20 protein-coding genes are annotated in these 26428 nt (G+C 39.9%); 17 read left to right on the top strand and 3 right to left on the bottom strand.

Annotated features, from left to right (window positions below):
• Positions 1–64: 64 nt before the first annotated feature.
• The 3 genes from mltG to QM865_RS01755 all read left to right on the top strand — a co-directional run bounded on the left by mltG (position 65) and on the right by QM865_RS01755 (position 3789).
• Positions 65–1807 (top strand): endolytic transglycosylase MltG, encoded by a 1743-nt coding sequence (gene mltG / locus QM865_RS01745; protein WP_033677677.1) that lies wholly within the window; start codon positions 65–67, stop codon positions 1805–1807.
• Between the two features lie 61 nt (positions 1808–1868).
• Positions 1869–2351: a transcription elongation factor GreA gene (gene greA, locus QM865_RS01750; RefSeq protein ID WP_000818750.1), complete on the top strand. Its 483-nt coding sequence runs from the start codon at positions 1869–1871 to the stop codon at positions 2349–2351.
• A 73-nt stretch (positions 2352–2424) separates the two neighbouring features.
• A complete protein-coding gene (locus QM865_RS01755) occupies positions 2425–3789 on the top strand; it encodes an amino acid permease (RefSeq protein ID WP_070479450.1) in 1365 nt (454 codons plus the stop codon).
• A gap of 128 nt (positions 3790–3917) precedes the next feature.
• Here QM865_RS01755 and QM865_RS01760 read toward each other — a convergent pair whose 3' ends face one another.
• The gene (locus QM865_RS01760; RefSeq protein WP_369606835.1) at positions 3918–4847 is read right to left on the bottom strand and encodes a helix-turn-helix domain-containing protein; all 930 of its coding nucleotides are present in this window, start codon (positions 4845–4847) and stop codon (positions 3918–3920) included.
• A gap of 192 nt (positions 4848–5039) precedes the next feature.
• On the opposite strand from QM865_RS01760, the gene QM865_RS01765 reads away from it, so the two are divergent.
• From QM865_RS01765 to QM865_RS01795, 7 genes are all read left to right on the top strand, one after another.
• Positions 5040–7868, top strand: a complete 2829-nt coding sequence (locus tag QM865_RS01765; protein WP_414305871.1) for a CAP domain-containing protein — start codon at positions 5040–5042, stop codon at positions 7866–7868.
• Positions 7869–7901: 33 nt separating this feature from the next.
• Entirely contained in the window at positions 7902–8600 is a 699-nt protein-coding gene (locus tag QM865_RS01770) for a hypothetical protein (protein ID WP_414305872.1), read from the top strand.
• A 238-nt stretch (positions 8601–8838) separates the two neighbouring features.
• Positions 8839–9249, top strand: a complete 411-nt coding sequence (locus QM865_RS01775) for a GNAT family N-acetyltransferase (RefSeq protein ID WP_020900622.1) — start codon at positions 8839–8841, stop codon at positions 9247–9249.
• Positions 9250–9294: 45 nt separating this feature from the next.
• Positions 9295–9453, top strand: a complete 159-nt coding sequence (locus QM865_RS01780; RefSeq protein ID WP_414305873.1) for a hypothetical protein — start codon at positions 9295–9297, stop codon at positions 9451–9453.
• A gap of 258 nt (positions 9454–9711) precedes the next feature.
• Entirely contained in the window at positions 9712–11172 is a 1461-nt protein-coding gene (locus QM865_RS01785; protein ID WP_261066590.1) for a nicotinate phosphoribosyltransferase, read from the top strand.
• Positions 11169–11993: an ammonia-dependent NAD(+) synthetase gene (gene nadE / locus QM865_RS01790; RefSeq protein ID WP_414305874.1), complete on the top strand. Its 825-nt coding sequence runs from the start codon at positions 11169–11171 to the stop codon at positions 11991–11993. Before QM865_RS01785 ends, nadE begins: the two co-directional genes overlap by 4 nt.
• Positions 11994–12148: 155 nt before the next feature.
• Positions 12149–12700, top strand: coding sequence for a GNAT family N-acetyltransferase (locus tag QM865_RS01795; protein ID WP_414305875.1), 552 nt, complete (start codon positions 12149–12151; stop codon positions 12698–12700).
• A gap of 90 nt (positions 12701–12790) precedes the next feature.
• Here the strand turns inward: QM865_RS01795 and QM865_RS01800 are convergent, their stop codons facing one another.
• On the bottom strand, positions 12791–14317 hold the full coding sequence (locus QM865_RS01800) for an IS1182 family transposase (protein WP_414305876.1): 1527 nt from the start codon (positions 14315–14317) through the stop codon (positions 12791–12793).
• A gap of 244 nt (positions 14318–14561) precedes the next feature.
• On the opposite strand from QM865_RS01800, the gene ccdA2 reads away from it, so the two are divergent.
• The 3 genes from ccdA2 to msrB are packed head-to-tail and all read left to right on the top strand — an operon-like array spanning position 14562 to position 16971.
• A complete protein-coding gene (gene ccdA2, locus QM865_RS01805; RefSeq protein ID WP_414305877.1) occupies positions 14562–15272 on the top strand; it encodes a thiol-disulfide oxidoreductase-associated membrane protein CcdA2 in 711 nt (236 codons plus the stop codon).
• A gap of 13 nt (positions 15273–15285) precedes the next feature.
• Positions 15286–15849 (top strand): redoxin family protein, encoded by a 564-nt coding sequence (locus QM865_RS01810; protein WP_261443149.1) that lies wholly within the window; start codon positions 15286–15288, stop codon positions 15847–15849.
• Positions 15850–15858: 9 nt separating this feature from the next.
• Positions 15859–16971, top strand: coding sequence for a peptide-methionine (R)-S-oxide reductase MsrB (gene msrB, locus QM865_RS01815; RefSeq protein WP_261443148.1), 1113 nt, complete (start codon positions 15859–15861; stop codon positions 16969–16971).
• Between the two features lie 18 nt (positions 16972–16989).
• Here the strand turns inward: msrB and QM865_RS01820 are convergent, their stop codons facing one another.
• Positions 16990–17175: a hypothetical protein gene (locus QM865_RS01820; RefSeq protein ID WP_020900631.1), complete on the bottom strand. Its 186-nt coding sequence runs from the start codon at positions 17173–17175 to the stop codon at positions 16990–16992.
• A gap of 79 nt (positions 17176–17254) precedes the next feature.
• Here QM865_RS01820 and QM865_RS01825 point away from each other — a divergent pair, with 79 nt between their 5' ends.
• The 4 genes from QM865_RS01825 (at position 17255) to QM865_RS01840 (ending at position 26423) form a co-directional block, all read left to right on the top strand.
• Entirely contained in the window at positions 17255–17992 is a 738-nt protein-coding gene (locus QM865_RS01825) for a response regulator (RefSeq protein ID WP_414305878.1), read from the top strand.
• Positions 17989–19680, top strand: a complete 1692-nt coding sequence (locus tag QM865_RS01830; RefSeq protein WP_414305879.1) for a cache domain-containing sensor histidine kinase — start codon at positions 17989–17991, stop codon at positions 19678–19680. Before QM865_RS01825 ends, QM865_RS01830 begins: the two co-directional genes overlap by 4 nt.
• A 114-nt stretch (positions 19681–19794) precedes the next feature.
• Positions 19795–20358 carry a TIGR01440 family protein gene (locus QM865_RS01835; protein WP_414305880.1) on the top strand — a complete coding sequence of 188 codons (564 nt, stop codon included), beginning with the start codon at positions 19795–19797 and terminating at the stop codon, positions 20356–20358.
• 2 nt (positions 20359–20360) lie between these two features.
• Complete coding sequence (locus tag QM865_RS01840) at positions 20361–26423, top strand: ZmpA/ZmpB/ZmpC family metallo-endopeptidase (protein WP_414305881.1); 6063 nt, start codon at positions 20361–20363, stop codon at positions 26421–26423.
• Positions 26424–26428: the final 5 nt, after the last annotated feature.

Consider the following 26428-nt stretch of genomic DNA (forward strand, 5'->3'; position numbering starts at 1 on the left):
TAGGTTGCTTTTCCTAGACTTTTAAGATATAATATTATGGATTGTCAACGAGGAGGAAAAACTTTTGAGTGAAAAGTCAAGAGAAGAAGAAAAATTAAGCTTTAAAGAGCAGATTTTACGAGATTTAGAACGAGTTAAAAAACATGAAGAAGATCAGGAAAAAGTTGATTTAGCTTCAATAAAACCCCAATTTTCTTCTAAAAATGACCAGTCGATAGAAGAGTTAATGGAAGATTCTCTATCAGCTGTAGAGGAGATTATGAGAAAAGCTCCTACCGTGCCTACTCACCCAAGTCAAGATGTACCAGCTTCTCCAGCAGATGAGATTCAAAGAGAAACTCCTGGTGTTCCAAGTCATCCAAGTCAAGATGTGCCTTCTTCTCCCGCAGAAGAGGCTGTAAGACAAGCTCCACTTGCTTCTAGTCACCCGAGTCAAGAAGGACCTTCTACTCCATCAGCGGAGGGAGTATCAAGACCAACTCCAGGACCTGTTAGTCCTAGAAAAGTAGAAAAGGAATTTAATGAAATCCCAACGAGGGTAGCTGTTTCTTATAAGACAGAAGCTCAGAGAGAGGTAAAAAGAGAAGTTCCTACTTCAAAACCAGTAGTGGAAAAGAAAGTTGTAGAAGAAATGCCTGCAACTCCACGTCGTAGCCGTCGTGAGACGGTTAAGTCACCCAAGAAGAAAAAATCAGGATTTAAGGCCTTCTTCATTTCTCTACTTATATTCCTAGGTTTGATTTCAGCAGGTGCTTACTTCGGTTATCAGTATGTTCAGTCATCTTTACAGCCTGTGGATGCTTCATCTAAACAATATGTGACAGTGCAAATCCCAGAAGGAGCTAATGTTCAAACAATTGGTTCAACTCTTGAAAAGTCTGGTTTGATTAAACACGGAGTGATTTTTGCTTTTTATGCAAAATATAAAAATTATTCAGATTTGAAGTCTGGCTATTACAATTTGCAAAAGAGTATGAGTACAGAAGATATCATCCATGAATTGCAAAAAGGTGGAACAGCTGAAGCTCAAGAACCTGCGCTTGCGAATTTAACAATTCCAGAAGGTTATACGATTGATCAAATGGCACAAGCTGTAGGTCAATTGCAAGGTGACTTCAAAGAGCCTTTGACAGCGGATGCTTTCTTGGCTAAAGTGCAAGATGACAACTTTATCAGCCAAGAAGTTGCCAAATATCCTAGTCTACTTGAAAGCTTGCCAACGAAAGAAAGTGGCGTTCGTTACCGTTTGGAAGGTTTCCTCTTCCCAGCTACTTATTCTATCAAGGAAAGCACAACTATTGAAAGTTTGATTGATGAGATGCTGGCAGCTATGGACAAGACTTTAGCACCTCATTACAGTACAATTAAGTCTAAGAATTTGACGGTCAATGAATTGCTGACCATTGCTTCACTGGTCGAAAAAGAAGGTGCTAAGACGGAAGACCGTAAGTTGATTGCAGGTGTATTCTACAATCGCTTGAATCTTGGTATGCCACTTCAAAGCAATATTGCCATCTTGTATGCCCAAGGAAAACTTGGTCAGAAGATTAGTCTTGCTGATGATGCTGGAATTGATACGACAATTAATTCACCGTATAATGTTTATACGAAAGCTGGTTTGATGCCAGGTCCAGTAGATAGTCCAAGCTTGGATGCCATCGAGGCAAGTATTAATCAGACTAAGAGTGATAACTTATACTTTGTAGCTAATGTTACAGATGGTAAGGTCTATTATGCTACTACTCAGGAGGAGCATGATCGTAATGTCGCTGAACATGTCAACAGCAAATTAAACCAAACAAACTAAAATTATGTGATGCTTCACATAATTTTAGTTAGAAAATATCATCAGAAGAAAGTTGAGAAAAATGGCAGAAAAAACATATCCTATGACCCTTGCGGAAAAGGAAAAACTTGAAAAAGAATTAGAAGAATTGAAATTGGTTCGCCGACCAGAAGTGGTAGAACGCATTAAGATTGCTCGTTCATACGGTGACCTTTCTGAAAACAGTGAATACGAGGCGGCTAAGGATGAACAAGCCTTTGTTGAAGGACAAATCTCTAGCTTGGAAACAAAAATCCGTTATGCTGAAATCGTCAATAGTGACTCAGTTGCTCAAGACGAAGTAGCGATTGGTAAAACAGTCACTATCCAAGAAATTGGTGAGGATGAGGAAGAAGTTTATATTATCGTAGGTTCAGCCGGTGCGGATGCCTTTGCAGGTAAAGTGTCGAATGAAAGCCCAATTGGACAAGCTTTGATTGGCAAGAAAACAGGTGATACAGCAACCATTGAAACACCTGTTGGTAGCTATGATGTAAAAATCTTAAAGGTTGAAAAAACAGCCTAAAAACAAAAAAGGAGTGGGGAGGCTGTGCGCTTCACTCACTCCTTTTTCCATTTTAAATTGAATTGGAGACGATATGAGTTCAAAGAAGAAAAAAAATAAGATGGAGCGTGGTCTGACCAATCGTCACGTGCAGGTTATGGCCATTGCGGGAACAATTGGAACAGGACTCTTTTTGGGAGCAGGTCGCTCTATCAGCCTAACAGGTCCTTCCATTGTACTGATTTATATGATTACTGGAGCCTTTATGTTCCTCATGATGCGTGCGGTTGGGGAAATGCTTTATCAAGATCCTGAGCAACATACCTTTATCAACTTTATCACGCGTCATTTGGGTAAGGGCTGGGGTTATTTCTCAGTTTGGTCTTACTGGCTATCCGTTGTCTTTATCGGTATGGCGGAAATCACAGCTATCTCTCACTACGTTCAGTTTTGGTTCCCTAGCTGGCCAAGTTGGATGATTGAGATTGGATTTTTGACCATTCTAGCCTTGGTCAATCTGATTGCAGTTAAGCTCTTTGGGGAAGTTGAGTTTTGGTTTGCTATGGTCAAGATTGTGGCTATTTTAGCTATGATTGCCACGGGAGTCTTTATGGTCTTGACAGGCTTTAAGACACCACATGGAGTAGCAAGTTTGGCTAATATCGCCGACAATTTCTCCCTCTTCCCAAATGGTGGAGTTAACTTTGTCATGGCCTTCCAGATGGTTTTCTTTGCCTACCTTATGATTGAGTTTATCGGGGTCACAACTTCAGAAACAAAAAATCCACGTCAGGTCTTGCCAAAAGCCGTTAAGGAAATTCCTTTGCGTATAGCCTTTTTCTACGGTGGTGCCCTCTTAGCCATCATGGCTATCATTCCGTGGCGTGAACTTGCATCGGCTGATTCTCCTTTTGTAACAGTATTTGAATTGGCAGGTATCAAGTGGGCAGCAGCCTTGATTAACTTCGTTGTTTTGACGTCAGCAGCATCTGCTCTCAACTCAACCCTCTACTCAACAGGGCGTCATTTGTACCAGATTGCTCATGATTCGCCAAACCCATTCTTAAAGGCGATTAAGGCAGATACTCTTTCTCGTCACAATGTGCCACAAAATGCCATCATCGCTTCAGCAATCTTGATTGCCCTAGCAGCCTTTATTAATGTCTTGCCAGGTGTTTCGGATGCCTTTGCCTTGATTACAGCATCATCATCAGGTGTTTATATTGCCATTTATATCTTGATTATGGTGGCTCACCTTAAATACCGCAAGTCACCAGACTTTATGGCAGATGGCTATCTCATGCCACATTATCGTTTCCTAAATCCTTTAACTATGCTCTTCTTTGCCTTTGTCTTTGTGACCCTCTTTTTACAAGAGTCTACATTTGTCGGAGCAATCGGTTCAGCTATCTGGATTATCGGTTTCGGTATATACAGCCAGTGGAAATTTAGAAAATAGATTAAGAACTCATCAACTAAGCTTGGTGAGTTTTTTTCTTTAAAATCAAGTCAAAAAAGCACCAGAGTCTAAAGTGACTTTGGTGCTTTTGAAGTTATAAACATGTTGCTCTAAACTGGTGTTGATAGTTATTCTTCATCTTCCGTAGGGAATGGAATGCCAGTTTTATTTAGTCGTTGAACTTCTTTGACGAATGTGTTCTTTTCTTCAAACATCTTTGCTAGTGGGAAGAGGTTGTTTTGGGCATCAATGTAGTGAAGAACAGTATTAGCTAGTTCAATCGCCTTAGGATTATTTTGTCGTAGTAGATTGAAAACTTCGAATATGTTTAAATAAATTAGGGGATATATTGAATACTCAAGAGAGAATTTTTCAGATATATTTATCTTCAACTTATAGATGAGTTTTTCAGCTTTATCATAATAGCCATAGCGAGAATATGTTCTAACTAAAAACATTCCAGTAATAGCATATCTGTAAGGAAAATCATAAGTTACATACTTAGTTTCTTCCAATCCTTTAAGAATTATCTTTTCGAGGTATTCAAGGAATTTTAACTCAAAACATTGAACCTTATGTCCCAAAAGAATTTCAATAACAGTAAAATCACGAATATAAAGAGTATCAATACTAAATATATAGTCGACCAAGTAATGAATAGCTTCTACTTCATCAGGAGCCAATTCATCTATTTTCTTTCCTTGAGTTTGTAAAATAGCTAATTTTAGTGTGTAATAGTCTATGATATTTCCCCAGTCACTTTTCTTTCCTAGTATTTGTCTAGCTTTTATTCTATCATTTTTAATTAATGCATTTATAATTTGCTTTGCTCTTTGGGCATTCTCATCTTGAATATGAAGAACTTCATTAAAGTCGTCTCCATCTAAATTAAATCTACTCAAAATTTCAAAAAAAGTATCGACTTTGATAGAAGATAATCCTTTTTCAAAGCGACTGAGGTTATTGGGAGTAATGACATCTCCAGCAGCCTCTTTGAGGGTCATATTACGATCTTGACGGATTTTGTGGATAATTTCTCCATAGTGTTTGAATTCCATGATAGTCTCCTTAGTCTCAGTTTATTACATTATAACTTAAATTTTTATATTTTTGAAAAAATCTACTATTTTTAGTAGATTTTTGTTTCAAACTCAAGATAAGTAATAAAATTATACTGTTTTCAGTAGAAAGTTCCAAAATGAGACTTAATTACAGTATAATATACAAAAAAATAAAAAGGAGACAAAATTATGAAGAAAAAAGATATTTTGTTAGGTGCTGGTTTGACAACTATTCTTGTTGGGGCTGGTGCTGTAAATGCAACTGCCCATGCAGAAGAGGTTGATTCTGGTAAACCCAAGCCTACGGTGAAGACGACCCCTGTTCATGTTACTGAACAAGATGTAAATACAGCAAAAGCTAACGTTGACACTGCGCAAGCTGATGTCAACGCAAAACAAGGCACAGTCGACCAAGCAAAAGATGATAAAGTAAAAGCTGATGGCAAAATTGATTCCATCAATAAAGACATTGATACTGCTAATAACGCAAACAAAATTATCAATGCTCAAAACGATATTATCGCTAGCAAAACAGCTGACAAGACAAACGCAACAAACGATTTGAATACCGCTAAAGATGGTGAACGTGATGCACATACAGCACTAGACGACGCAAACGCAGCAAAAACAGAAGCTGACAATGCCCGTGATGCTAAGAAAACGGATGTAGATAACAAACAAGCCGACCTTGACGCAATCACAGACGCAAATGTGCGTAAAAATATTGCAAGCACCAATGACAAAATTTCAAACGTGGATAACGATTTGAATGCAAAAGGTGCGCAAATCACAGCTACAGACGCTAAAATTGCTGCGAAACAAGGTGAAATCGATAGCTACAAAGTTAAAGTTATCTCAACAGATTTAAACCCTGATGAACGTAATCACACAGCTCATGATAATCTTAATGATTATGAGTATAACCATGGGTTCTTCCGTAACAACCAAATGGAACCGGTCAACTTCCAAGGCGTCGATATCAAAGAAATTGATGCAACTAAAGACATGATTGACTTTGCAGAAGCTCTAGCAGCCTATAAGAAAGCGCCATATGATTGGACAACTCGTAAATACAAAGAACGCCCAACATACCGTTACAAGGTAGATAACAAAGGTATTTCAGACGCCTTTGTCAAATTGCTTAATCAACTACGTGTTAATAACAATTTGAAGGGTGATATGGTAGTTGACGATGAGTACCTTGCATACGCGCAAAAACGTGCTGATGAAATGCAGAAAACAGGCGTATTGTCACACCGTACAAGTTTGACAGACAAACCGGGCTATATCAAAGGGGTGCAACCAGACCAGAACGTTGAAAACATTTTCGGCGGAGCATCAGAACAAATCATTGGTCGTGATGGTGAATATTTAACATTTGACCATATTGTAACGAATGAAACCTTAGCCTATGAAATGCTATTAGGTTGGTATAGTGACTACAATAATGTTAGAGGTTTAAACTACGGACACCGCAAGAACTTATTAACACCAACAGGTGGTAAAATGGGCCTTGCCATTTCAACCATTGACGGCAAAGATAAAACAACTTATTTCGGTTCATTCAATGCTAGTGCGCACAAAGGTTCAACCTATGGATGGGACGAAGACAACCAAGCGTTCTATTCCCTAAACCAAAGCCAGGATGAGAAGGATTACTGGAATCATAACAATAACTTCAAACAAGATGACCCAATGAACCCAACATTCCATGGTAAAAAGATGAAGTTTATTGCGGACACACATTATGTGTTTGTTAAACGTCAAATCATCGATGACCGACCAAAAATGCAAGCAGAGTTAGATGCATTGAAAGCTCAAAAAGCGACACAAGAACGCGAACGTGACGTATTAGTTGCGAAGAAAGCTGATTTGACTCAAGAGTTAGATGCTTTAAACAACCAATTGAATGATATTGCTACAGCTCGCACGAATGCAACAACAGCTCTAAATCAAGCAAAATCTGATTTAGCCACACTTACAGCGATAGCTCAAGATAAGGCAAATGCTGTTATCCAAAAACAAAAAGAGTTGGATAAAGCAACAGCTCGTGTAAATGATGTAACTGCACGTATCAACACAATTCAAAGTGAAATTGACGCAGCAACAAGTAAACGTGATGATGCTATGCGTGTCCACGCACAATTGCCACAATTGCGTGCAAGTTTAAAACAGGCAGAAGCAGATAGAACAAACGTGGAACAACGCATCACAGTTGCAGAGCAAGACTTAGCGGATGCCAAAGCTCGTTTGACACAAGCACAAGCTGACCACAAATACAAATCAGATATCTTTTCAATCGATAAGATGCTAAATGTATATACTGATGGTAACCGTGTCATTTCAGCAACACCGAAAGTAGCCCCAACAGTAGATGAATTGCCAGAATTGGATATCACAGCAGACATTCCAAGTGATTTGACTACAAAACAAAATCCTGACGGTATCGGTGCGACACCAAAAGTAGCTCCAACCGTAGATGAATTGCCAGAATTGGATATCACAGCAGACATTCCAAGTGATTTGACTACAAAACAAAATCCGGATGGTATTGGCGCAACACCAAAAGATGCCCCAACTGTTGATGAATTACCAGAATTAGATCCAAGTGCTATCATTGATAAGCCAGCGGACAAGCCGGCAGATAAGCCAGCGGATAAACCAGCGGACAAGCCAGCGGATAAACCAGCGGACAAGCCAGCGGATAAACCAGCGGACAAGCCAGCGGATAAACCAGCGGACAAGCCAGCGGATAAACCAGCAGATAAACCAGCGGATAAGCTAGCGAATAAGCCAGCGGATAAGCCAGCAGATAAACCAGCGGACAAGCCAGCGGACAAGCCAGCGAATAAGCCAGCAGATAAACCAGCGGATAAACCAGCGAATAAGCCAGCAGAACAATATGCTTTACCAAATACAGGAGAAAATTCTAGGGTAGCAAATTCAATTGTTACAGTTGGCTACGGATTATTAGCAATGATTGGTTTAGCAGGATTATTTGTTAAGAGGAAAAACTAAATTAAGGGTGATTAAAGATAGGAAATTTGAATTATGAACAAATATAGTAGAGAACAATTGATTGAAATGTTTGGATATAGTTTCCAAGTTTTGAAAGCTGTATCTGACTTGAATAAAGCTATTTCAGCAGAACAAAATAAAGCATATAGTGGTATTATGGGGAACTATGGGAAGCTTAAAAAAGTATATAATTTAAGTGTATTAGGTTTTATAGCATTTTGCTTCTTGTTAGGAATTATTCAAGGAACTGTACTATCATTAACCGAATATATTATTGGAGGTGTGCTTGGTTATGTGGTTTTCCAACTTCTGTTTTCCCCACTTGTTCTGATTGTAAAAGCTGTGTATAAGCACATTGCAAAAAAAGAATTTACAAATGCTGCGAATAATGATGCTTCTAATGCTTATCGCCAAAAAGGTATTGAGTTGATGAAAGATGAACAGTTTTTGGCATATAAAAGAGAAATTCCAGAAACTTACTTTAATATGAATGATCTTTATTTACTTTATAGTTATTTAGAGACTTATAGAGCCGATAATTTTAAAGAGGCAGCAAACTTATTGGCGGAAGAGAAACACCGTGATAAGGTCGAATATAGTCAAGAAGTTATGCAAAAGAGTCTTGCTTCTATTCAAGCAAATGCTACTTATCAATCTGTCATTCAAACAATTCATCTATTAGAGACTCAGAAATTACATCGTACAGTGAGAGTAGGAGTCTTTGGGGAATAAAAAGAAATCTATTTTATCTATCATATAGGGTTGATTAAAATCTGTATTTTGTATTGTTTAAGATAAAATGTTTCAAAAAACAATAGGAAAAAAGTCTTTTAAAATCAGAAAAACGTATATTGTAAGATGTTTAAATAGATTAAGGACTCATCAACTCAGGTTGGTGAGTTTTTGCTAGTTTGACAGTCTATTGAAATAAGATTATAATCAAGCTGTAACAGTGTTTGAGGAGGTTTAGATGTACTTTAGATTGGAAAACAAGGAGTCTCAGAAAGCGCAAGAAATAGGGAATCTGATTCGTGCTTATAATCGTTCAAAAAGAGAAGAAGCTGAAAGTGAGCCACTTAATCTTTATGTCGAAGATGAAAAGGGCAATCTCCTGGCAGGTTTGATAGCAGAGACTTTTGGAAATTGGCTAGAAATCGAGTATTTGTTTGTAACAGAGGAATTGAGAGGGCAAGGAATCGGTTCAAAACTATTGCAGCAGGCTGAAAGTGAAGCTAAGAATCGAAACTGTCGTTTTGCTTTTGTTAATACTTACCAGTTTCAAGCTCCAGATTTTTATAAAAGGTATGGCTACAAGGACGTCTTTGCTTTGCAAGAGTATCCCTACACAGGGCAAAGATTTTATTACCAAAAGGATTTGTAAGTAGAATATGAAAGCATAAGGCAAAGATGGGTTCTTGACATAAGTATGAAGGGGATTCTCGATAAATACCAATTAAATCCTACAAATTGTGTCTTTCTAGACGATATGGAGGACAATGCAATCGCAGCTGAGAAATTGGTAATCAAGGTCTATAAGGTTAAGAAAAGAAGTGATGTCGTCGATATTTTGAAATCCTATATTTAAACTTAACACTCTCTATTTTGTGGTAGAGAGTTTTTTGTTAATAAAATTTTACAAAATGACATTTATATATTGCATTGAGCTATGGCGAATGGGCTCAGAAAAAGTTTGAACAAGATATGGAGGAACTGGAGAGTGGAGAATAGCTTGTTACTCTTTTCTCAATCCAGCTAAAATGTGATATAATAGTACTAATTTATTGGAATACATGAAAGTTCTTGAAAATTTTCATGAGTTTCTAGCTAAGGAAGTAGGAAAAGTATGTATCCAGATGATAGTTTAACATTGCACACGGACTTGTACCAGATTAACATGATGCAGGTTTACTTTGACCAAGGGATTCACAATAAAAAGGCGGTCTTTGAGGTTTATTTCCGCCAACAGCCTTTTAAAAATGGCTATGCAGTTTTTGCAGGTTTGGAAAGAATTGTGAATTATCTTGAAGACTTGCGTTTTTCAGATAGCGATATTGCCTATTTGGAGTCGCTGGGCTATCATGGGGCATTCTTGGACTACCTTCGCAATTTCAAGTTGGAGTTGACCGTTCGTTCTGCCCAAGAAGGGGACTTGGTATTTGCTAATGAACCGATTGTGCAGGTGGAAGGCCCTCTAGCTCAATGTCAGTTGGTCGAAACGGCTCTTTTGAACATCGTTAATTACCAGACCTTGGTGGCTACTAAGGCAGCTCGTATTCGTTCGGTCATCGAAGATGAACCTTTGATGGAGTTTGGAACACGTCGTGCGCAAGAAATGGATGCGGCCATCTGGGGAACACGCGCAGCGGTGATTGGTGGCGCTAATGGAACTAGTAATGTGCGTGCTGGTAAACTCTTTGACATTCCTGTTTTAGGAACTCACGCCCATGCCTTGGTTCAGGTTTATGGAAATGACTATGAAGCTTTCAAGGCTTATGCTGCGACCCACAAAAATTGTGTCTTTCTTGTGGATACCTATGACACCCTTCGCATTGGGGTACCAGCTGCCATTCAGGTGGCGCGTGAGCTAGGTGATCAGATTAACTTTATGGGTGTGCGGATTGACTCAGGGGATATTGCCTACATTTCTAAGAAAGTCCGTCAGCAATTGGACGAAGCTGGATTTACAGAGGCTAAGATTTATGCTTCAAATGATCTAGATGAAAATACCATCCTCAACCTCAAGATGCAAAAGGCCAAGATTGATGTCTGGGGTGTGGGAACCAAGCTGATTACAGCTTATGACCAGCCAGCTCTTGGGGCAGTTTACAAGATTGTTGCAATCGAAGATGAAAATGGGAACATGCGCAATACTATTAAGCTGTCAAATAATGCTGAAAAAGTGTCTACGCCAGGTAAGAAGCAGGTGTGGCGTATTACCAGTCGTGAAAAAGGCAAGTCAGAAGGCGATTATATCACTTATGATGGCGTAGATGTTGCCAGCATGACAGAAATCAAGATGTTCCATCCGACTTATACCTACATCAAGAAGACTGTTCGTAATTTTGATGCCGTGCCTCTCTTGGTGGATATCTTCAAAGACGGAAAATTGATTTACAACCTGCCTAGCTTGACTGAGATTCAGGCTTATGCCCGTAAGGAATTTGACAAGCTTTGGGATGAGTACAAGCGCGTGCTCAATCCGCAGCATTATCCAGTGGATTTGGCGCGTGATGTATGGCAAGATAAGATGGACTTGATTGACAAAATGCGTAAGGAAGCCCTTGGTGAAGGAGAAGAAGAATGAGTTTGCAAGAAACGATTATCCAAGAGCTGGGTGTCAAACCGGTGATTGATGCCCAGGAAGAAATCCGTCGTTCCATTGATTTTTTAAAAAGATATTTGAAGAAACATCCCTTCCTAAAAACCTTTGTACTAGGGATTTCTGGAGGGCAAGACTCAACCTTAGCAGGACGATTGGCTCAATTGGCTATGGAAGAATTGCGAGCAGAAACGGGAGATGACAGCTACAAATTTATCGCTGTCCGCCTGCCTTATGGAGTGCAAGCTGATGAAGCAGATGCTCAAAAAGCCCTAGCATTTATCCAGCCAGATATCAGTTTAGTGGTGAATATCAAGGAATCAGCTGATGCCATGACAGCTGCAGTTGAAGCGACAGGAAGCCCTGTTTCAGACTTCAACAAGGGAAATATCAAGGCACGTTGCCGTATGATTGCTCAGTATGCCCTTGCTGGTTCCCATAGAGGAGCGGTCATTGGAACAGACCATGCTGCGGAAAATATCACAGGTTTCTTTACCAAGTTTGGTGACGGTGGTGCAGATATTTTACCACTGTTCCGACTCAATAAACGTCAAGGAAAACAATTATTGAAGGAACTAGGTGCAGACCCAGCCCTTTATGAAAAAATCCCAACAGCAGACCTAGAAGAAGAGAAACCAGGCCTAGCTGATGAAGTAGCCCTCGGAGTCACTTACAATGAAATTGATGACTACCTCGAAGGCAAAACAATCAGCCCAGAAGCTCAAGCGACCATTGAAAACTGGTGGTACAAAGGCCAACACAAACGCCACCTACCAATCACCGTATTTGATGACTTTTGGGAGTAAAAAGGTCCAGTGGACCTTTTTACCCTGAGCCTAGAAATGAGAAAGCGAAGAAGGTCCGGTGGACCTTTTTAGCTTATAACCTTGAGATTAGAAGGCAAAACAAGTTTCAATGTCGATTGGACAGAGAATCATTTATCAGAAAGTGAGGTGACATCATGAAAGCAATCGGTACGCAAATATTACAGACAGAACGTTTGATTTTGAGAAGATTTGTGGAGAGTGATGCGGAAGCTATGTTTCAAAATTGGGCTTCATCTGCTGAGAACCTGACCTATGTTACTTGGGATCCCCATCCTGATGTCGAGGTTACTCGGAACTCGATTCGAAAATGGGTTGCTTCTTATATCAATCCCAACTATTACAAATGGGCTATTTGTCTCAAAGAAAACCCTGAGCAAGTGATAGGAGATATTAGCATCGTTGAAATGGATGAGAATGATTCTTGTTGTGAAATTGGGTATATTTTAGGAAAAAATTTTTGGGGCCGAGGTATGATGACAGAGGCCTTGAAAGCTGTGTTAGATTTTTGTTTTACTCAAGCAGGCTTTCAAAAAGTCAGAGCTCGCTACGCTAGTCTCAATCCAGCTTCAGGCCGTGTTATGGAAAAGGCTGGGATGTCCTATCTAAAAACCATTGTAAATGGGGTTGAGAGAAAAGGCTATCTTGCGGACCTTATTTATTATCAGATAAGCAGGGAAGAGGAGTGAATTTTCTTTTCAGTTTCTATCAAGAGACTGGGACAAAATAGTTCTCAACCACAAAAAGCTAGAGATTTCCAATTGCGGAACTCTAGCTTTTTAATTTTGAGTCGTTCTCTTATTGTATTTTAGGAGGTTATTGGCCATAAGTACCAATCCCATGTCAATTCTCACTTGACGCTTCCCTCTCAGATTACATCTCTTGTAACCCAAACAAGCCTTTATCTGCCCAAAGACAGGTTCCACATCAATCTTGCGTTGAGCGAAAATCTGTCTACCTTGGGGAGATAAAAGCGTCTGGCATTCTTTAGTTTTTAAGTGCTGATAGCGTTCATTAATATACAGTCCCTTTTGAGGAGCTGATTCAGGTTCATCGGCGTAGTAAACCTTGATTTCCTGTTGAAAGTCCGTCTGTGTTTTCTGATATTTGATATGGTGAAAACGATAGCACCAACCATTAGGATGTGTGTAGCTATCCTCCTTGTCATTATAGTGCCAATTCGCTAAGTTTTTAGCTGACTGTTTATACCCTCTCTTTTGTTCCTTATCAAACATGGCATATTTAATCAGATGGTTCACACCCTTTTCATCTAAACGAAGGAGGTTCTCTTCACTTCCATATCCAGCATCTGCGACAACTATCTTCAAGTCATGTGGATAGGTTTCAAGGAATGGTAGAAGAGTCTTGGTATCTGTCGGATTTGAAAAGACATCATAGTGAAGAACAAATTGGTTTTCAGTAGCGATCTGAAGATTATAAGCAGCCTTGAGTTGGCCATTTTTCATATGATCTTCTTTCATCCGCATAAAAGTGGCATCTGTATCTGTTTTGGAAAAGCTGTTGCGACCTTCAAATGTCTCCTGATAACTCTCATATTTTTCAGCACGTACTGAAAAATCATCTTTGACTTTACGCAAGACTTTCTTGAGTTTACGACGTTGGGTTTTACGTTCGTCCTTTCCTTTAACAGGTGTCTCCTCAATGTCCTGGCTCAGTTTTTCCAATTCTTCTTCAAGAACTTGAGAGAATTCAATCAACTGCTCTGAGGAGATAGGCTCTTGTGTATCCAGTTCGATAGCTTGATGGATAAGGGGAGTGATTTCTTCTTGAAAATAGACCTGTATCTGTTCTTGAAGTTTGACGGAAAACTTGTCTGTTGCTTTTTTCCACACGAAACTATACTTGTTGGCATTGGCTTCAATCTTAGTCCCGTCAATAAACAGACAATCTAAAGTCACTAACTCTTCCATTTTTAAACGAAGATTGAGGTCGATGAAAAGATTGCGAATGAGTTCTTCCATCCCTTCAGCGACTCGAAAACGATTGATGGTGCGGTAGCTGACAACCAACTGTCCTGTTAGGTACTGCATAGCCAGATTTTCAATCATCATTTTTTCAATTTTTCGACCAGAGAAAATCCCTTGTGAACAGGCAAATAGAAGAGTAGATACAAGCATTTTAGGGTGATAAGACGGGCGACCAAAGGCATGATAGAAGGCGTAGAAGTGACTATCTTCCAAGGTATTTACCACTTTTTCAATAGTAAAGACGAGATGGTCTTGTGGCAAGAAAGAACTGATTTCTAGTGGTAAAGTTGTTTGATTTGTGTTATAGTGAATATGCATGGGATAGCCTTTCTAAATGGTTTATTAAGCAATTCTATTTTACCAAGACTATCGTAACCATGCAAAAAAGCAACGGCAATCCGTTGCTTTTTTTGGAGACAAGAGACTATTGTCCCAGACTCTTTTATGTGCCCGATTTCTAAATAACCTAATTAAATTCCTATTTTTCCCTATCATTGTCCCTGTTTTTTCTGGAGTTTTGGGGCTATAATAGTCCTATCAAATCAAAGAATGGAGGAAGGTAATGGATAATATAATATTTTTTATCAGTGTTTTTCTTGCTGGAATTCTTTCCTTCTTTTCTCCTTGTATCTTACCCTTGTTACCAGTCTATGCAGGGATCTTGTTGGATGACAAAGATGGTGCTCAGGCTTCTAGCGGAAAATTTTCAATCTCACTTGTTAGTTTATTGCGAACTCTGGCCTTTATAGCGGGGATTTCTTTTATCTTTATCTTACTGGGCTATGGAGCTGGTTTTTTAGGCAATTTGCTTTATGCTTCTTGGTTTCAGTATGTGACAGGTGCAGTTATCATTCTCTTGGGTTTACACCAGATGGAAGTCTTACATTTTCAGGGACTCTACAAGGAAAGAAGGCTACAATTAAAGAGACAGGGGCAAAACGCTAACGGCTATAGTCAGGCATTTTTACTGGGATTGACCTTCAGTTTTGCTTGGACGCCATGTGTGGGTCCGGTTCTTGGCTCTGTTTTGGCTTTAGCGGCTTCGGGTGGTTCAGGTGTTTGGCAGGGGGCTGGTCTCATGTTGGTTTACACGCTAGGTTTGGCACTACCATTTTTGGTTCTAGCTCTAGCCTCCAGCTATGTTTTGAAACATTTTCGAAAATTCCATCCTTATCTAGGAACCCTCAAAAAAGTGGGTGGTTTCCTCATTATTGTGATGGGAATCTTGGTGCTTTTGGGAAATGCTTCCATTTTGACTACATTATTTGAATAGAGAGGAAAAAGAAATGAAAAAATGGCAAACATGTCTCCTTGGAGTAGGCTCAATCTGGTGCTTGGCAGCCTGTTCGGCTAAAAACATGTCAGACGAGTCTACTATGAAGGAGCAAACAAAAACAGAACAAGTTAGTTCACAAACTGCTACTAAAGGTCAGGCAGTCGCTGATTTCGAACTGACAGGAGTAGATGGCAAGACCTATCGCTTGTCTGATTACAAGGGCAAGAAAGTCTATCTCAAATTCTGGGCTTCTTGGTGTTCCATCTGTCTAGCTAGCCTTCCAGATACGGACGAAATCGCTAAAGAAGCTGGTGATGACTATGTAGTTTTGACGGTGGTCTCTCCTGGACACAAGGGGGAACAAGCTGAAGCAGAATTTAAGAATTGGTACAAGGGCTTGGATTATAAAAATTTCCCAGTTTTAATTGATCCATCAGGCAAACTCTTGGAAAGTTATGGTGTCCGTTCTTACCCAACTCAAGCCTTTATAGACAAGGAAGGCAAGCTGGTCAAAACACAACCAGGTTTTATGGATAAGGATATGATTTTAAAAGAATTGAAAGAAATGGGGTAGAGAAAGGTCATGAATGATAAAGTAAAATTGTTTGTCTTGGCAGGGATCTTTTTCCTAGCCATAACCGGTTTCTATTTTCTATTGATGCGAAATGCAGGGCAGACAGATAGCTCTCAAATTGAGAAAGCGGCAGTTAGCCAAGGAGGAAAAACAGTGAAAAAAACAGAAATTAGTAAAGATGCAGACTTGCACGAAATTTATCTAGCTGGGGGATGTTTCTGGGGAGTGGAGGAATACTTCTCACGCGTGCCTGGAGTGACAGATGCCGTTTCAGGCTATGCAAATGGTAGAGGGGAAACAACCAAGTACGAATTGATCAATCAAACAGGGCATGCGGAGACTGTCCATGTCACCTATGATGCCAAGCAAATTTCCCTCAAGGAAATCTTGCTTCATTACTTCCGCATTATCAATCCAACTAGCAAAAATAAACAAGGAAATGATGTGGGGACCCAGTACCGTACCGGTGTTTATTACACAGATGACAAGGATTTGGAAGTGATCAATCAAGTCTTTGATGAGGTGACTAAGAAATATGACCAACCTCTGGCAGTTGAAAAGGAGCCCTTGAAGAATTTTGTGGTGGCTGAGGATTATCACCAAGACTACCTCAAGAAAAATCCAAATGGCTACTGTCATATCAATGTCAATCAGGCTGCTTATCCCGTCATCGATGCCAGCAAATATCCTAAGCCAAGTGATGAGGAATTGAAAAAGACCTTGTCACCTGAGGAGTATGCAGTCACCCAGAAAAATCAAACAGAACGCGCTTTTTCAAACCGCTACTGGGATAAATTTGAATCTGGTATCTATGTGGATGTAGCAACTGGCGAACCCCTCTTTTCATCAAAGGATAAGTTTGAGTCTGGTTGCGGTTGGCCTAGTTTTACCCAACCCATCAGTCCAGATGTTGCCACCTACAAAGAAGACAAGTCTTACAATATGACGCGCATGGAAGTGAGAAGCCGAGTTGGAGATTCTCACCTTGGCCATGTCTTTACGGACGGCCCACAGGACAAGGGGGGCTTGCGCTACTGTATCAATAGTCTCTCTATCCGCTTTATTCCCAAAGACCAAATGGCAGAAAAAGGCTATGCCTATTTACTAGATTATGTCGATTAATACTCTTCGAAAATCAAATTAAAACCACGTCAGCGTCGCCTTACCGTGGGTAGAGTTGAGACTGGGCAAAAACTCAATTTGAGGAGAAAATAAAGCAAATTTTCTAATTTTAAAGCCTTTTTGCCCAGTATCTCTATCTACAACCTCAAAGCAGTGCTTTGAGCAAACTGCGGCTAACTTCCTAGTTTTCTTTTTGATTTTCATTGAGTATAAGAAGTCTTTCCTAAGCAGTTAGAGGAGAATTTTGCTATACTGATACTAGTAAGTGACAAAGGAGAGAAGCATGACCTATACAATCTTAATCGTAGAAGATGAATATCTGGTAAGACAAGGCTTGACCAAGCTGGTCAATGTAGCAGCCTACGATATGGAAATCATCGGTCAGGCTGAAAATGGAAGGCAGGCTTGGGAATTGATACAAAAGCAGGTGCCGGATATCATTTTAACCGATATCAACATGCCTCAGCTAAATGGCATCCAGTTGGCCAGTCTGGTCCGAGAAACCTATCCTCAGGTGCATCTAGTTTTTTTGACAGGCTACGATGATTTTGATTATGCCTTGTCTGCTGTCAAACTAGGTGTGGATGACTACCTGCTCAAGCCCTTTTCTCGTCAGGATATCGAGGAAATGTTGGGGAAAATCAAGCAAAAGTTGAATAAGGAAGAAAAGGAAGAGCAGTTACAATATTTACTGACCGATAAGTTTGAAGGAAATATGGCTCAGAAAATCCAGTCTCATCTTGATGACAGCCAATTTAGTTTAAAGTCTCTGGCCAGTGACTTGGGCTTTAGTCCGACTTATCTGAGTTCTTTGATTAAGAAAGAGTTGGGCCTACCTTTTCAGGATTATTTGGTGAGAGAACGTGTCAAACAAGCCAAGCTCTTGCTTTTAACTACAGATCTGAAGATTTATGAGATTGCAGAAAAGGTTGGTTTTGAAGATATGAACTACTTTACCCAACGTTTTAAACAGATTGCGGGTGTGACACCTCGTCAGTTTAAGAAGGGAGAAGGCCTATGAAGCGTTCTTCTCTTCTAGTCAGAATGGTTATTTCCATCTTTCTGGTCTTTCTCATTCTCCTAGCTCTGGTTGGGACTTTCTACTATCAATCTAGTTCATCAGCCATTGAGGCTACTATTGAGGGTAATAGCCAAACGACTATCAGCCAAACTAGTCACTTTATCCAGTCTTATATTAAAAAATTAGAAACCACCTCGACTAGTTTGACCCAGCAGACGGATGTCCTAGCCTATGCTGAGAATCCCAGTCAAGAAAAGGTCAAGGAAATCCGAGATCTGTTTTTGACCATCTTAAAGGCAGATCAGGACTTGAAAACTGTTGTGCTGGTGACCAAATCTGGTCAGGTCATTTCTACAGATGATAGTGTGCAGATGAAAACTTCTTCTGATATGATGGCTGAGGATTGGTACCAAAAGGCTATTCATCAGGGGTCTAAGCCAGTTTTGACTCCAGCTCGTAAATCAGATAGTCAGTGGGTCATTTCTGTCACTCAAGAACTTGTTGATGTAAAGGGAGCCAATCTGGGTGTGCTTCGTTTGGATATTTCTTATGAAACTCTGGAAGCCTATCTAAATCAACTTCAGTTGGGGCAGCAGGGCTTTGCCTTTATCATCAATGAAAACCATGAATTTGTTTATCATCCTCAACATACAGTTTATAGTTCGTCTAGCGAAATGGAGGCTATGAAACCCTATATTGAGACAGGGCAGGGCTATACGCTAGATCACCGATCCTATGTCAGTCAAGAAAAGATTGCTGGAACTGATTGGACGGTGCTTGGTGTGTCTTCGTTGGAGAAGTTAGAGCAAGTTCGGAGTCAGCTCATGTGGACCTTGCTTGGAGCCAGTTTCACCTCTCTTCTCGCCTGTCTCTGTTTGGTGTGGCTTAGTCTTAAACGCTGGATTGCTCCTATGAATGACTTGAGAGAAACCATGCTGGAGATTGCTTCTGGTAATCAGAATCTTCGTGCCAAGGAAACTGGTGCCCATGAACTGAGAGAGGTGACTCGCCAGTTCAATGCCATGTTGGATCAAGTTGATCAGCTCATGGCAGATATTCGCAGGCAGGAAGAAGCGACCCGTCAGTACCAACTTCAAGCACTGTCGAGCCAGATTAACCCCCATTTCCTCTATAATACCTTGGATACCATCATCTGGATGGCTGAATTTCAGGATAGTCAGAGAGTGGTGCAGGTGACCAAGTCCTTGGCTACCTATTTCCGCTTAGCGCTCAATCAGGGTAAAGATTTGATTTGCCTGTCTGATGAGATCAATCATGTTCGCCAGTATCTCTTTATCCAGAAACAACGCTATAGGGATAAGCTGGAATACGAGATTGCTGAAAATCCTGCCTTTGATCATCTAGTCTTGCCCAAGTTGGTTCTACAACCCCTTGTAGAGAATGCTCTTTACCATGGCATCAAGGAGAAAGAAGGTCAGGGCCATATTAAACTTTCTGTACAGAAAGAGGATTCAGGCTTGGTAATCTGTATTGAGGATGATGGAGTTGGCTTCCAAGCTGCTGCTGATAGTAGTCAAAGTCAACTCAAACGTGGGGGAGTTGGTCTTCAAAATGTTGATCAACGGCTCAAACTTCATTTTGGAGAAGATTACCAGATGAAAATCGATTCTGCCCCCTCAAAAGGGACGACGGTTGAAATATACATAAATAGAATAGAAACTAGCTAACTCCCAGTCAATTCTGGGAGTTTTATGCGTAATTGGGCAAGCTTTCTAGGTTGTCTATCTTGCTAAAACGTAGAAAAAACGATATGATAGATAATGACAAAAGAGGTATCAAGTATGAAGGAAAAAGACATTCAAAGAGAAACAAGCCAGATTGTAAAAGATGTATTAGAAAAGGCCAATTTGAAGCAGGGATCAATCTTTGTTTTGGGCCTTTCTTCTAGTGAGGTGATAGGTGGTCAGATTGGCAAGGAATCCAGCCAAGAAATTGGTGAAATCATTGTGAAGACCATCCTAGATGTTCTAGTAGAAAAAGGAATTCATCTAGCCGTTCAAGGCTGTGAACATGTCAATCGGGCCCTCGTCGTTGAACGTCAGGTGGCAGAGCAGTTTGGTCTGGAAATCGTTAGTGTCCTTCCTACTCTTCATGCAGGAGGTTCGGGTCAGTTGGCAGCCTTCAAGTTTATGCAAGATCCAGTTGAGGTTGAATTTATCAAGGCTCATGCTGGATTGGATATCGGAGACACAGCAATTGGTATGCATGTTAAGCATGTTCAGGTTCCGATTCGTCCTCTTTTGAGAGAGATTGGTCATGCCCACGTAACGGCGTTGGCTAGTCGTCCAAAATTAATTGGAGGTGCGCGTGCGCATTATCCACAAGATTCTATTAGAAAGTCGTGAAAATGAGAAAAACAAAACAGCAACTAGAAAAAATCACAAAATATTCAATTCGTAAGCTAACTGTTGGGGTAGGTCCTGTAGCCATCGGAGCCTTCCTTTTTGGAGCCAGTGCCCTTTCAGTAGATAAGGTTCAAGCCAATGAAGTTGGCGGTGCTCATAGCGTTCATTACCGTTATTTGGCGGAGCAGGAATTGACCGAGTCTGAAAAAGCCCTGATTCACCATGAGGTTCCTACAGAATTTCAAGATGATGATATTCTCTATGTAGTTTATCGTAAGAAGGCAACTAACAGTCAACAACTTCCATACACAGGAAGTAAGGAACTAGCCCTAGCAGGTCTTGGCTTGGCAACGGCTTCTCTAGCAGTCTTTTTAGTGTCCAAAAAAGGTCGTAAAGAGGTTTTAGGTGTTCTCTTGATTGGTTCTTTAGGAGCCAGCACCTTTGTACCTTATGGGACATTTGCATTTGAAAATAAGGAATTGCTTTCTTATAACCAAACTATTTCAGCCTCTACACATGAAGGCTTGGCTGAAGGGATTATCCACATTGATGGTTATGAATACATTGGTTACTTCAAGGAAGCAGAACTCCATCCATTAAGACCAACTTCAACTGAACAGCCTCAGTTGCCAGTAGAAAAGCAAAGTTCAAAAGAAATCGAGAAAACAGAAGTCGTTCAAGAAAGACCTGCTCTTGCTCCAGAAACTGTTATCGAAAAAACTGTGGTAGAGACTCCAGTTGCCCCTGCTGTTGAAGAAAAACCAGTTTCTGAGAATCCTCAGGTTAGACAGGAAGAGAGCTTGGTGGAGATTCCTTTTGAAACGGTCACAAGTCCAGATGCGAATCTAGCAGAAGGACAGACTCGTATCGTCACAGCCGGAGTAAATGGTCAGCGTCGCCTTGTAACCAAAGTTTCGATGGTCAACGGTCAAGAAGTTAGAGAAGTCATCAAAGACCAAGTAGTTCAAAATCCTGTGTCGCAGGTCATTGCAGTCGGAACTAAGAAAGAGGTGCAACCTGCCCCAACTCCAGTACCACAACCTGCCCCAACTCACCAAGTAGCTAAAGGTACGCAAGAGGAAGGTAAATCAGGCCAATCCTTAACGCAGCCAGAATTGCCAGAAGCTCTAGTAGAAGCGAAAGGTACTCAAGAAGAAGGTAAGGCAGGCCAATCCTTAACGCAGCCAGAATTGCCAGAAGCTCCAGTAGAAGCAAAAGGCACCCAAGAAGAAGGCAAAGAAGGTCAATCCTTAACGCAACCGGAACTACCAGAAGCTATAGTAGAGTCTAAAGGAACTCAAGAGGTAGGTAAGGAAGGTCAAGCTTTAGTACAGCCAGAACTTCCAGAGGCTACAGTAGAGTCTAAAGGAACTCAAGAGTCAGGTAAGGAAGGCCAATCTTTAACGCAACCTGAACTACCAGAAGCTCAAGTAGAAGTAAAAGGAACTCAAGAGGAAGGCAAGGAAGGTCAAGCACTTGTTCAAGATCAGTTACCTGAGTATAAGGTGACTGAGGGAACCCTTGTTGAAGAATCAACTACAGAAATTGACTACAAAACTGAAATTACTGAGGATCCAACTAAGTATACAGACGAAGAAACTGTCCTACGAAATGGTGAAAAAGGAAGTCAAGTTACAAAAACAACCTATAAAACGGTAGAAGGTGTCAAAACTGACCAAGTTCTTTCAACCAGTACGGAAGTAACCAAGGAGCCTGTAAATCAACAGGTAAGCCGTGGTACAAAACCAATTGAAGGAACTCTTGTAGAGGAAAGCCTTGAAAAGATTCCATTCAAAGAAAAGATTGAAGAAGATAATCAACTGAAAAAAGGTTTAGAAGTCGTAGCTCAAGAAGGTAAAGAAGGTCAGAAAAAAATCACTAAGACCTTTAATACCATTAAGGGAGTTAAAACAGAAGATGCTCCAAAAGTTACAGAAGAGGTTATTGAGGCCCCTCAAGACCGAATTTTGAAACGTGGTACTAAGAGCTTTGAAAAACCAGTATTGACCATCACTGCAGTTGAACCTAAGGATTTGAAACGGACTTCAGATGTTAAATACAGTCTAGAAAATCCAAGCAAGGCGGCCATTAAATCTATCACCTTAACTCTGAAAAAAGGTGATGAGATTGTGAAAACTTTAAATGTTTCACCTGACAACTTGACAGCTAGCCTGACAGATCTGCAATACTACAAAGATTATAAGATTGAAACTAAGATGGTTTATGACCGTGGTGAAGGCGATGAGGAAGTAGTTCTAAATGAAGAACCTCTAAGAATTGACCTCAAAAAAGTTGAAATCAAAAACATCAAAGAAACAAGCTTGATGAGTGTGGACGCTGACGGTAATGAAACAGATACTAGTTTGCTTACAGAAAAACCAGCTGATGTTGCTCCGCTTTATCTACGAGTTACAACTCACGACAACAAAGTTACAAGACTTGCTGTTGACAAGATTGAAGAAGTAGAAAAAGATGGAAAAACTTTATACAAAGTCACTGCCAAAGCACCGGACTTAGTTCAACGTAATGCTGATAACACACTTAGCGAAGAGTATGTTCATTACTTTGAAAAACAAAAAGCAAAAGAAGGTAATGTTTACTACAACTTCAATGAGCTTGTAAAAGATATGAAAGCTAACCCTAGCGGTGAGTTCAAACTTGGTGCAGATCTAAATGCAGCTAATGTACCAACTCCAAATAAAGAGTATGTTCCTGGTACATTTAAAGGTAAGTTATCAAGTGTTGAGGGACAACGTTATTCAATCCACAATATGACACGTCAATTATTTGGTGGTATTGAAGGTGGTTCGGTTAAAGATGTTAATCTGGCTAATGTCGATATTAATATGCCTTGGATTGACAATATTTCTGCACTTGCCAGAACTGTTAAGAATGCTACTGTTGAGAATATTAAAGTAACTGGTAGCATCACTGGTAGAGATGGAATTGCCGGACTTGTTAACAAATTAGATAACGGCGGACAACTTACTAATGTTGCTTATATCGGTAAACTTACTGGTGTAGGTGATAGAGGTTGGGATTTCGGTGGCATGGTTGGCGAAATCTGGAAAGGTAATGTTGATAAAGGATATGTAGAAGCTGATATAGCTGCTAATAAAGCTCGTATCGGTGGATTTGTTGCTAGATCCGATAACGGTTCCGATCCTAACGGAATTGGTAAATATGGTTCTGTTCGTAACGCTGTTACTAAAGGAACTATTAAAGTAAATACACCTGTTGAAGTAGGTGGTTTCCTTAGTAAGAACTGGGCATGGGGTAAAGTTGCAGACTCTGTGTCTATGATGAAAGTTGAAAATGGTGAAGTGTTCTATGGATCTAAAGATATTGACGAAGATGGTGGATACTTCTCAAATAACGCTTTAGAACGTAACTTTATCGTGAAAGATGTAAGTACAGGTAAACGTTCATTTAAATTCTCTGTTTCTAACCGAATTAAAGAAGTGTCTCAAGATGAAGCTGACCAGAAAATTGCAACATTAGGAATTACGGCTAATGATTATGTTATCAATCCTCTTGTTTCAGATACATTAAATAATGTTAAACCAAAATCTGACACTTACAAAGATACTCAAGATTACAATGCAGACCGTGAACTTGCTTATCGTAATGTTGAAAAACTTCAACCGTTCTACAACAAAGAATGGATTGTAAATCAAGGAAATAAATTAGCTGCTGATAGTCCACTAATGACTAAAGAAGTATTGTCTGTAACTGCTATGAAAGGCAATGACTTTGTCACAGACCTTACAGATGCCGACCATATTATGGTTCACTACGCAGATAAGACAAAAGACATCTTTACAATTTCACCGAAAGAATCTAAAGTGAAACAAGTGAAAGAATATAGCGTGGCTGAATTGGGTGAAGTCGTTTATACACCAAATATGGTTGTTAAAGATCGTACAGATTTAATCAGTGCTATTGAAAGCAAATTAAGTTCAGTTGAATTGCAATCTGACCCGATTTACCAACATTTGGGTAGAACTGGTCCTAACAAAGTCAATGCAATTAAGGACTTGTACCTAGAAGAAAGCTTCAAGTATGTTAAAGATAATCTTAATAAATTCGTTACGAAGTTAGTAGAAAATGAAGATCACCAGCTTAACACTGATGAAGCTGCAAAACGTGCCTTGATTAAGAAAATCGATGACAATAAGGCCGCAGTTCTTCTTGGTTTGTCTTACCTCAACCGATACTACGGCGTTAAATTCGATGACTTTAACATTAAAGAGTTAATGTTGTTCAAACCGGACTTCTACGGTAAGAACGTTAGCGTCTTAGATAGAATCATCAATATTGGCTCTAAAGAAAGTTATATTAAGGGTGACCGCACTCACGATGCTTATCGTGAAGTGATTGCCGGTGCTACTGGTAAAGGTAATTTACATGAGTTCTTGAAATACAATATGGAACTCTTCACAAGTGACACAGATTTAAACGATTGGTTTATAAAAGCAACTAAAGATAATGTATATGTCGTTGAACCGAAGACAACAACTCCTGAATTTGCTGATAAGAAACACAGAGCCTACGAGGGATTAAACAATGACATGCATGGTAAGATGATTCTACCACTTCTTAACTTGAAAGATGCGCATATGTTCTTAATCTCAACATATAACACTATGGCATACAGTTCATTTGAGAAATACGGTAAGAATACTGCGGAAGAACGCGAAGCATTCAAAGCTGAAATCAATAAAGTCGCTAAAGGTCAACAAAATTACCTAGACTTCTGGTCGCGCTTATCATTAGATAAAGTTCGTAATCAACTGCTTAAGAGCAATAACATGGTTCCAACTCCTGTGTTAGATAACCAAAACTATAAAGGAATCAGCACAGATAAATACGGACATACGAATAGCGGTAAGGATGTAGCGCCTATCCGTGAATTGTACGGACCAACAGGTCGTTACCACGCAACTGACTGGCGTATGGGAGCTGTAGCTCGTATCTACGGTAATCCATATAAAGATGATTCAGTCTTCTTTATGGTGACGGATATGATTAGTGACTTTGGTATCTCAGCCTTCACTCACGAAACGACTCACGTAAATGACCGCATGGTTTACCTAGGTGGTTCTAGACACCGTGAAGGAACTGACCTAGAAGCATTTGCGCAAGGTATGCTACAATCCCCTGCTGAAACAAGTCCAAACGGAGACTTTAAAGCACTAGGATTGAATATGGCCTATGAACGTCCAAACGATGGAAATCAATGGTACAACACAAATCCAAATGACCTTACATCTCGTGAAGAAATCGATCATTACATGAAAGGTTTCAATGATACGCTCATGCTTCTTGACTACCTTGAAGGAGAAGCTGTTCTTGATAAACACAATAAAGAACTAAACAACGCTTGGTTCAAGAAAGTGGATAAAAAACTACGTGGAGCGAATACGAAGAACCAATACGATGAGGTTCGTGATTTGAATGCAGAAGAAAAAGAATATAACTTAACTTCTGTTAACGATCTGGTAGATAAGAACTTCATGACCAAACACGGTCCTGGTAATGGTACTTATGACCCAACTGGATTTGGCTCTGCCTATGTAACGGTGCCTATCACTGCTGGTATCTATGGTGGTAATACAAGTGAAGGAGCTCCAGGAGCAATGTCATTCAAGCATAACACCTTCCGTATGTGGGGTTACTTTGGATATGAAAAAGGCTTCTTAAACTACGCTTCTAACATGCTGAAAAATGAATCTAAACAGGCTGGTCATGCTACCCTAGGTGATGACTTCATCATTAAGAAAGTTTCTGATGGTAAATTTACTTCTCTAGAAGCTTGGAAGAAAGAATACTTTAAAGAAGTTGTGGATAAAGCGAAAGCAGGATTTAACCCTGTTACAATCGACGGTACTACTTACAGTAGTTATGACGAATTGAAGAATGCATTTGCTGCAGCAGTTGATAAAGATAAAGCTACTCTTAAAAATGGATCTGTTAAATTTGACAATACTGTTGCGCTTAAAGAAAAACTATACAAAAAACTTCTTCAACAAACAAACAGCTTTAAAACTTCAATCTTTAAATAATCGAA

This window comes from Streptococcus mitis, from assembly GCF_047462815.1.
GTDB lineage: Bacteria > Bacillota > Bacilli > Lactobacillales > Streptococcaceae > Streptococcus > Streptococcus mitis_DO.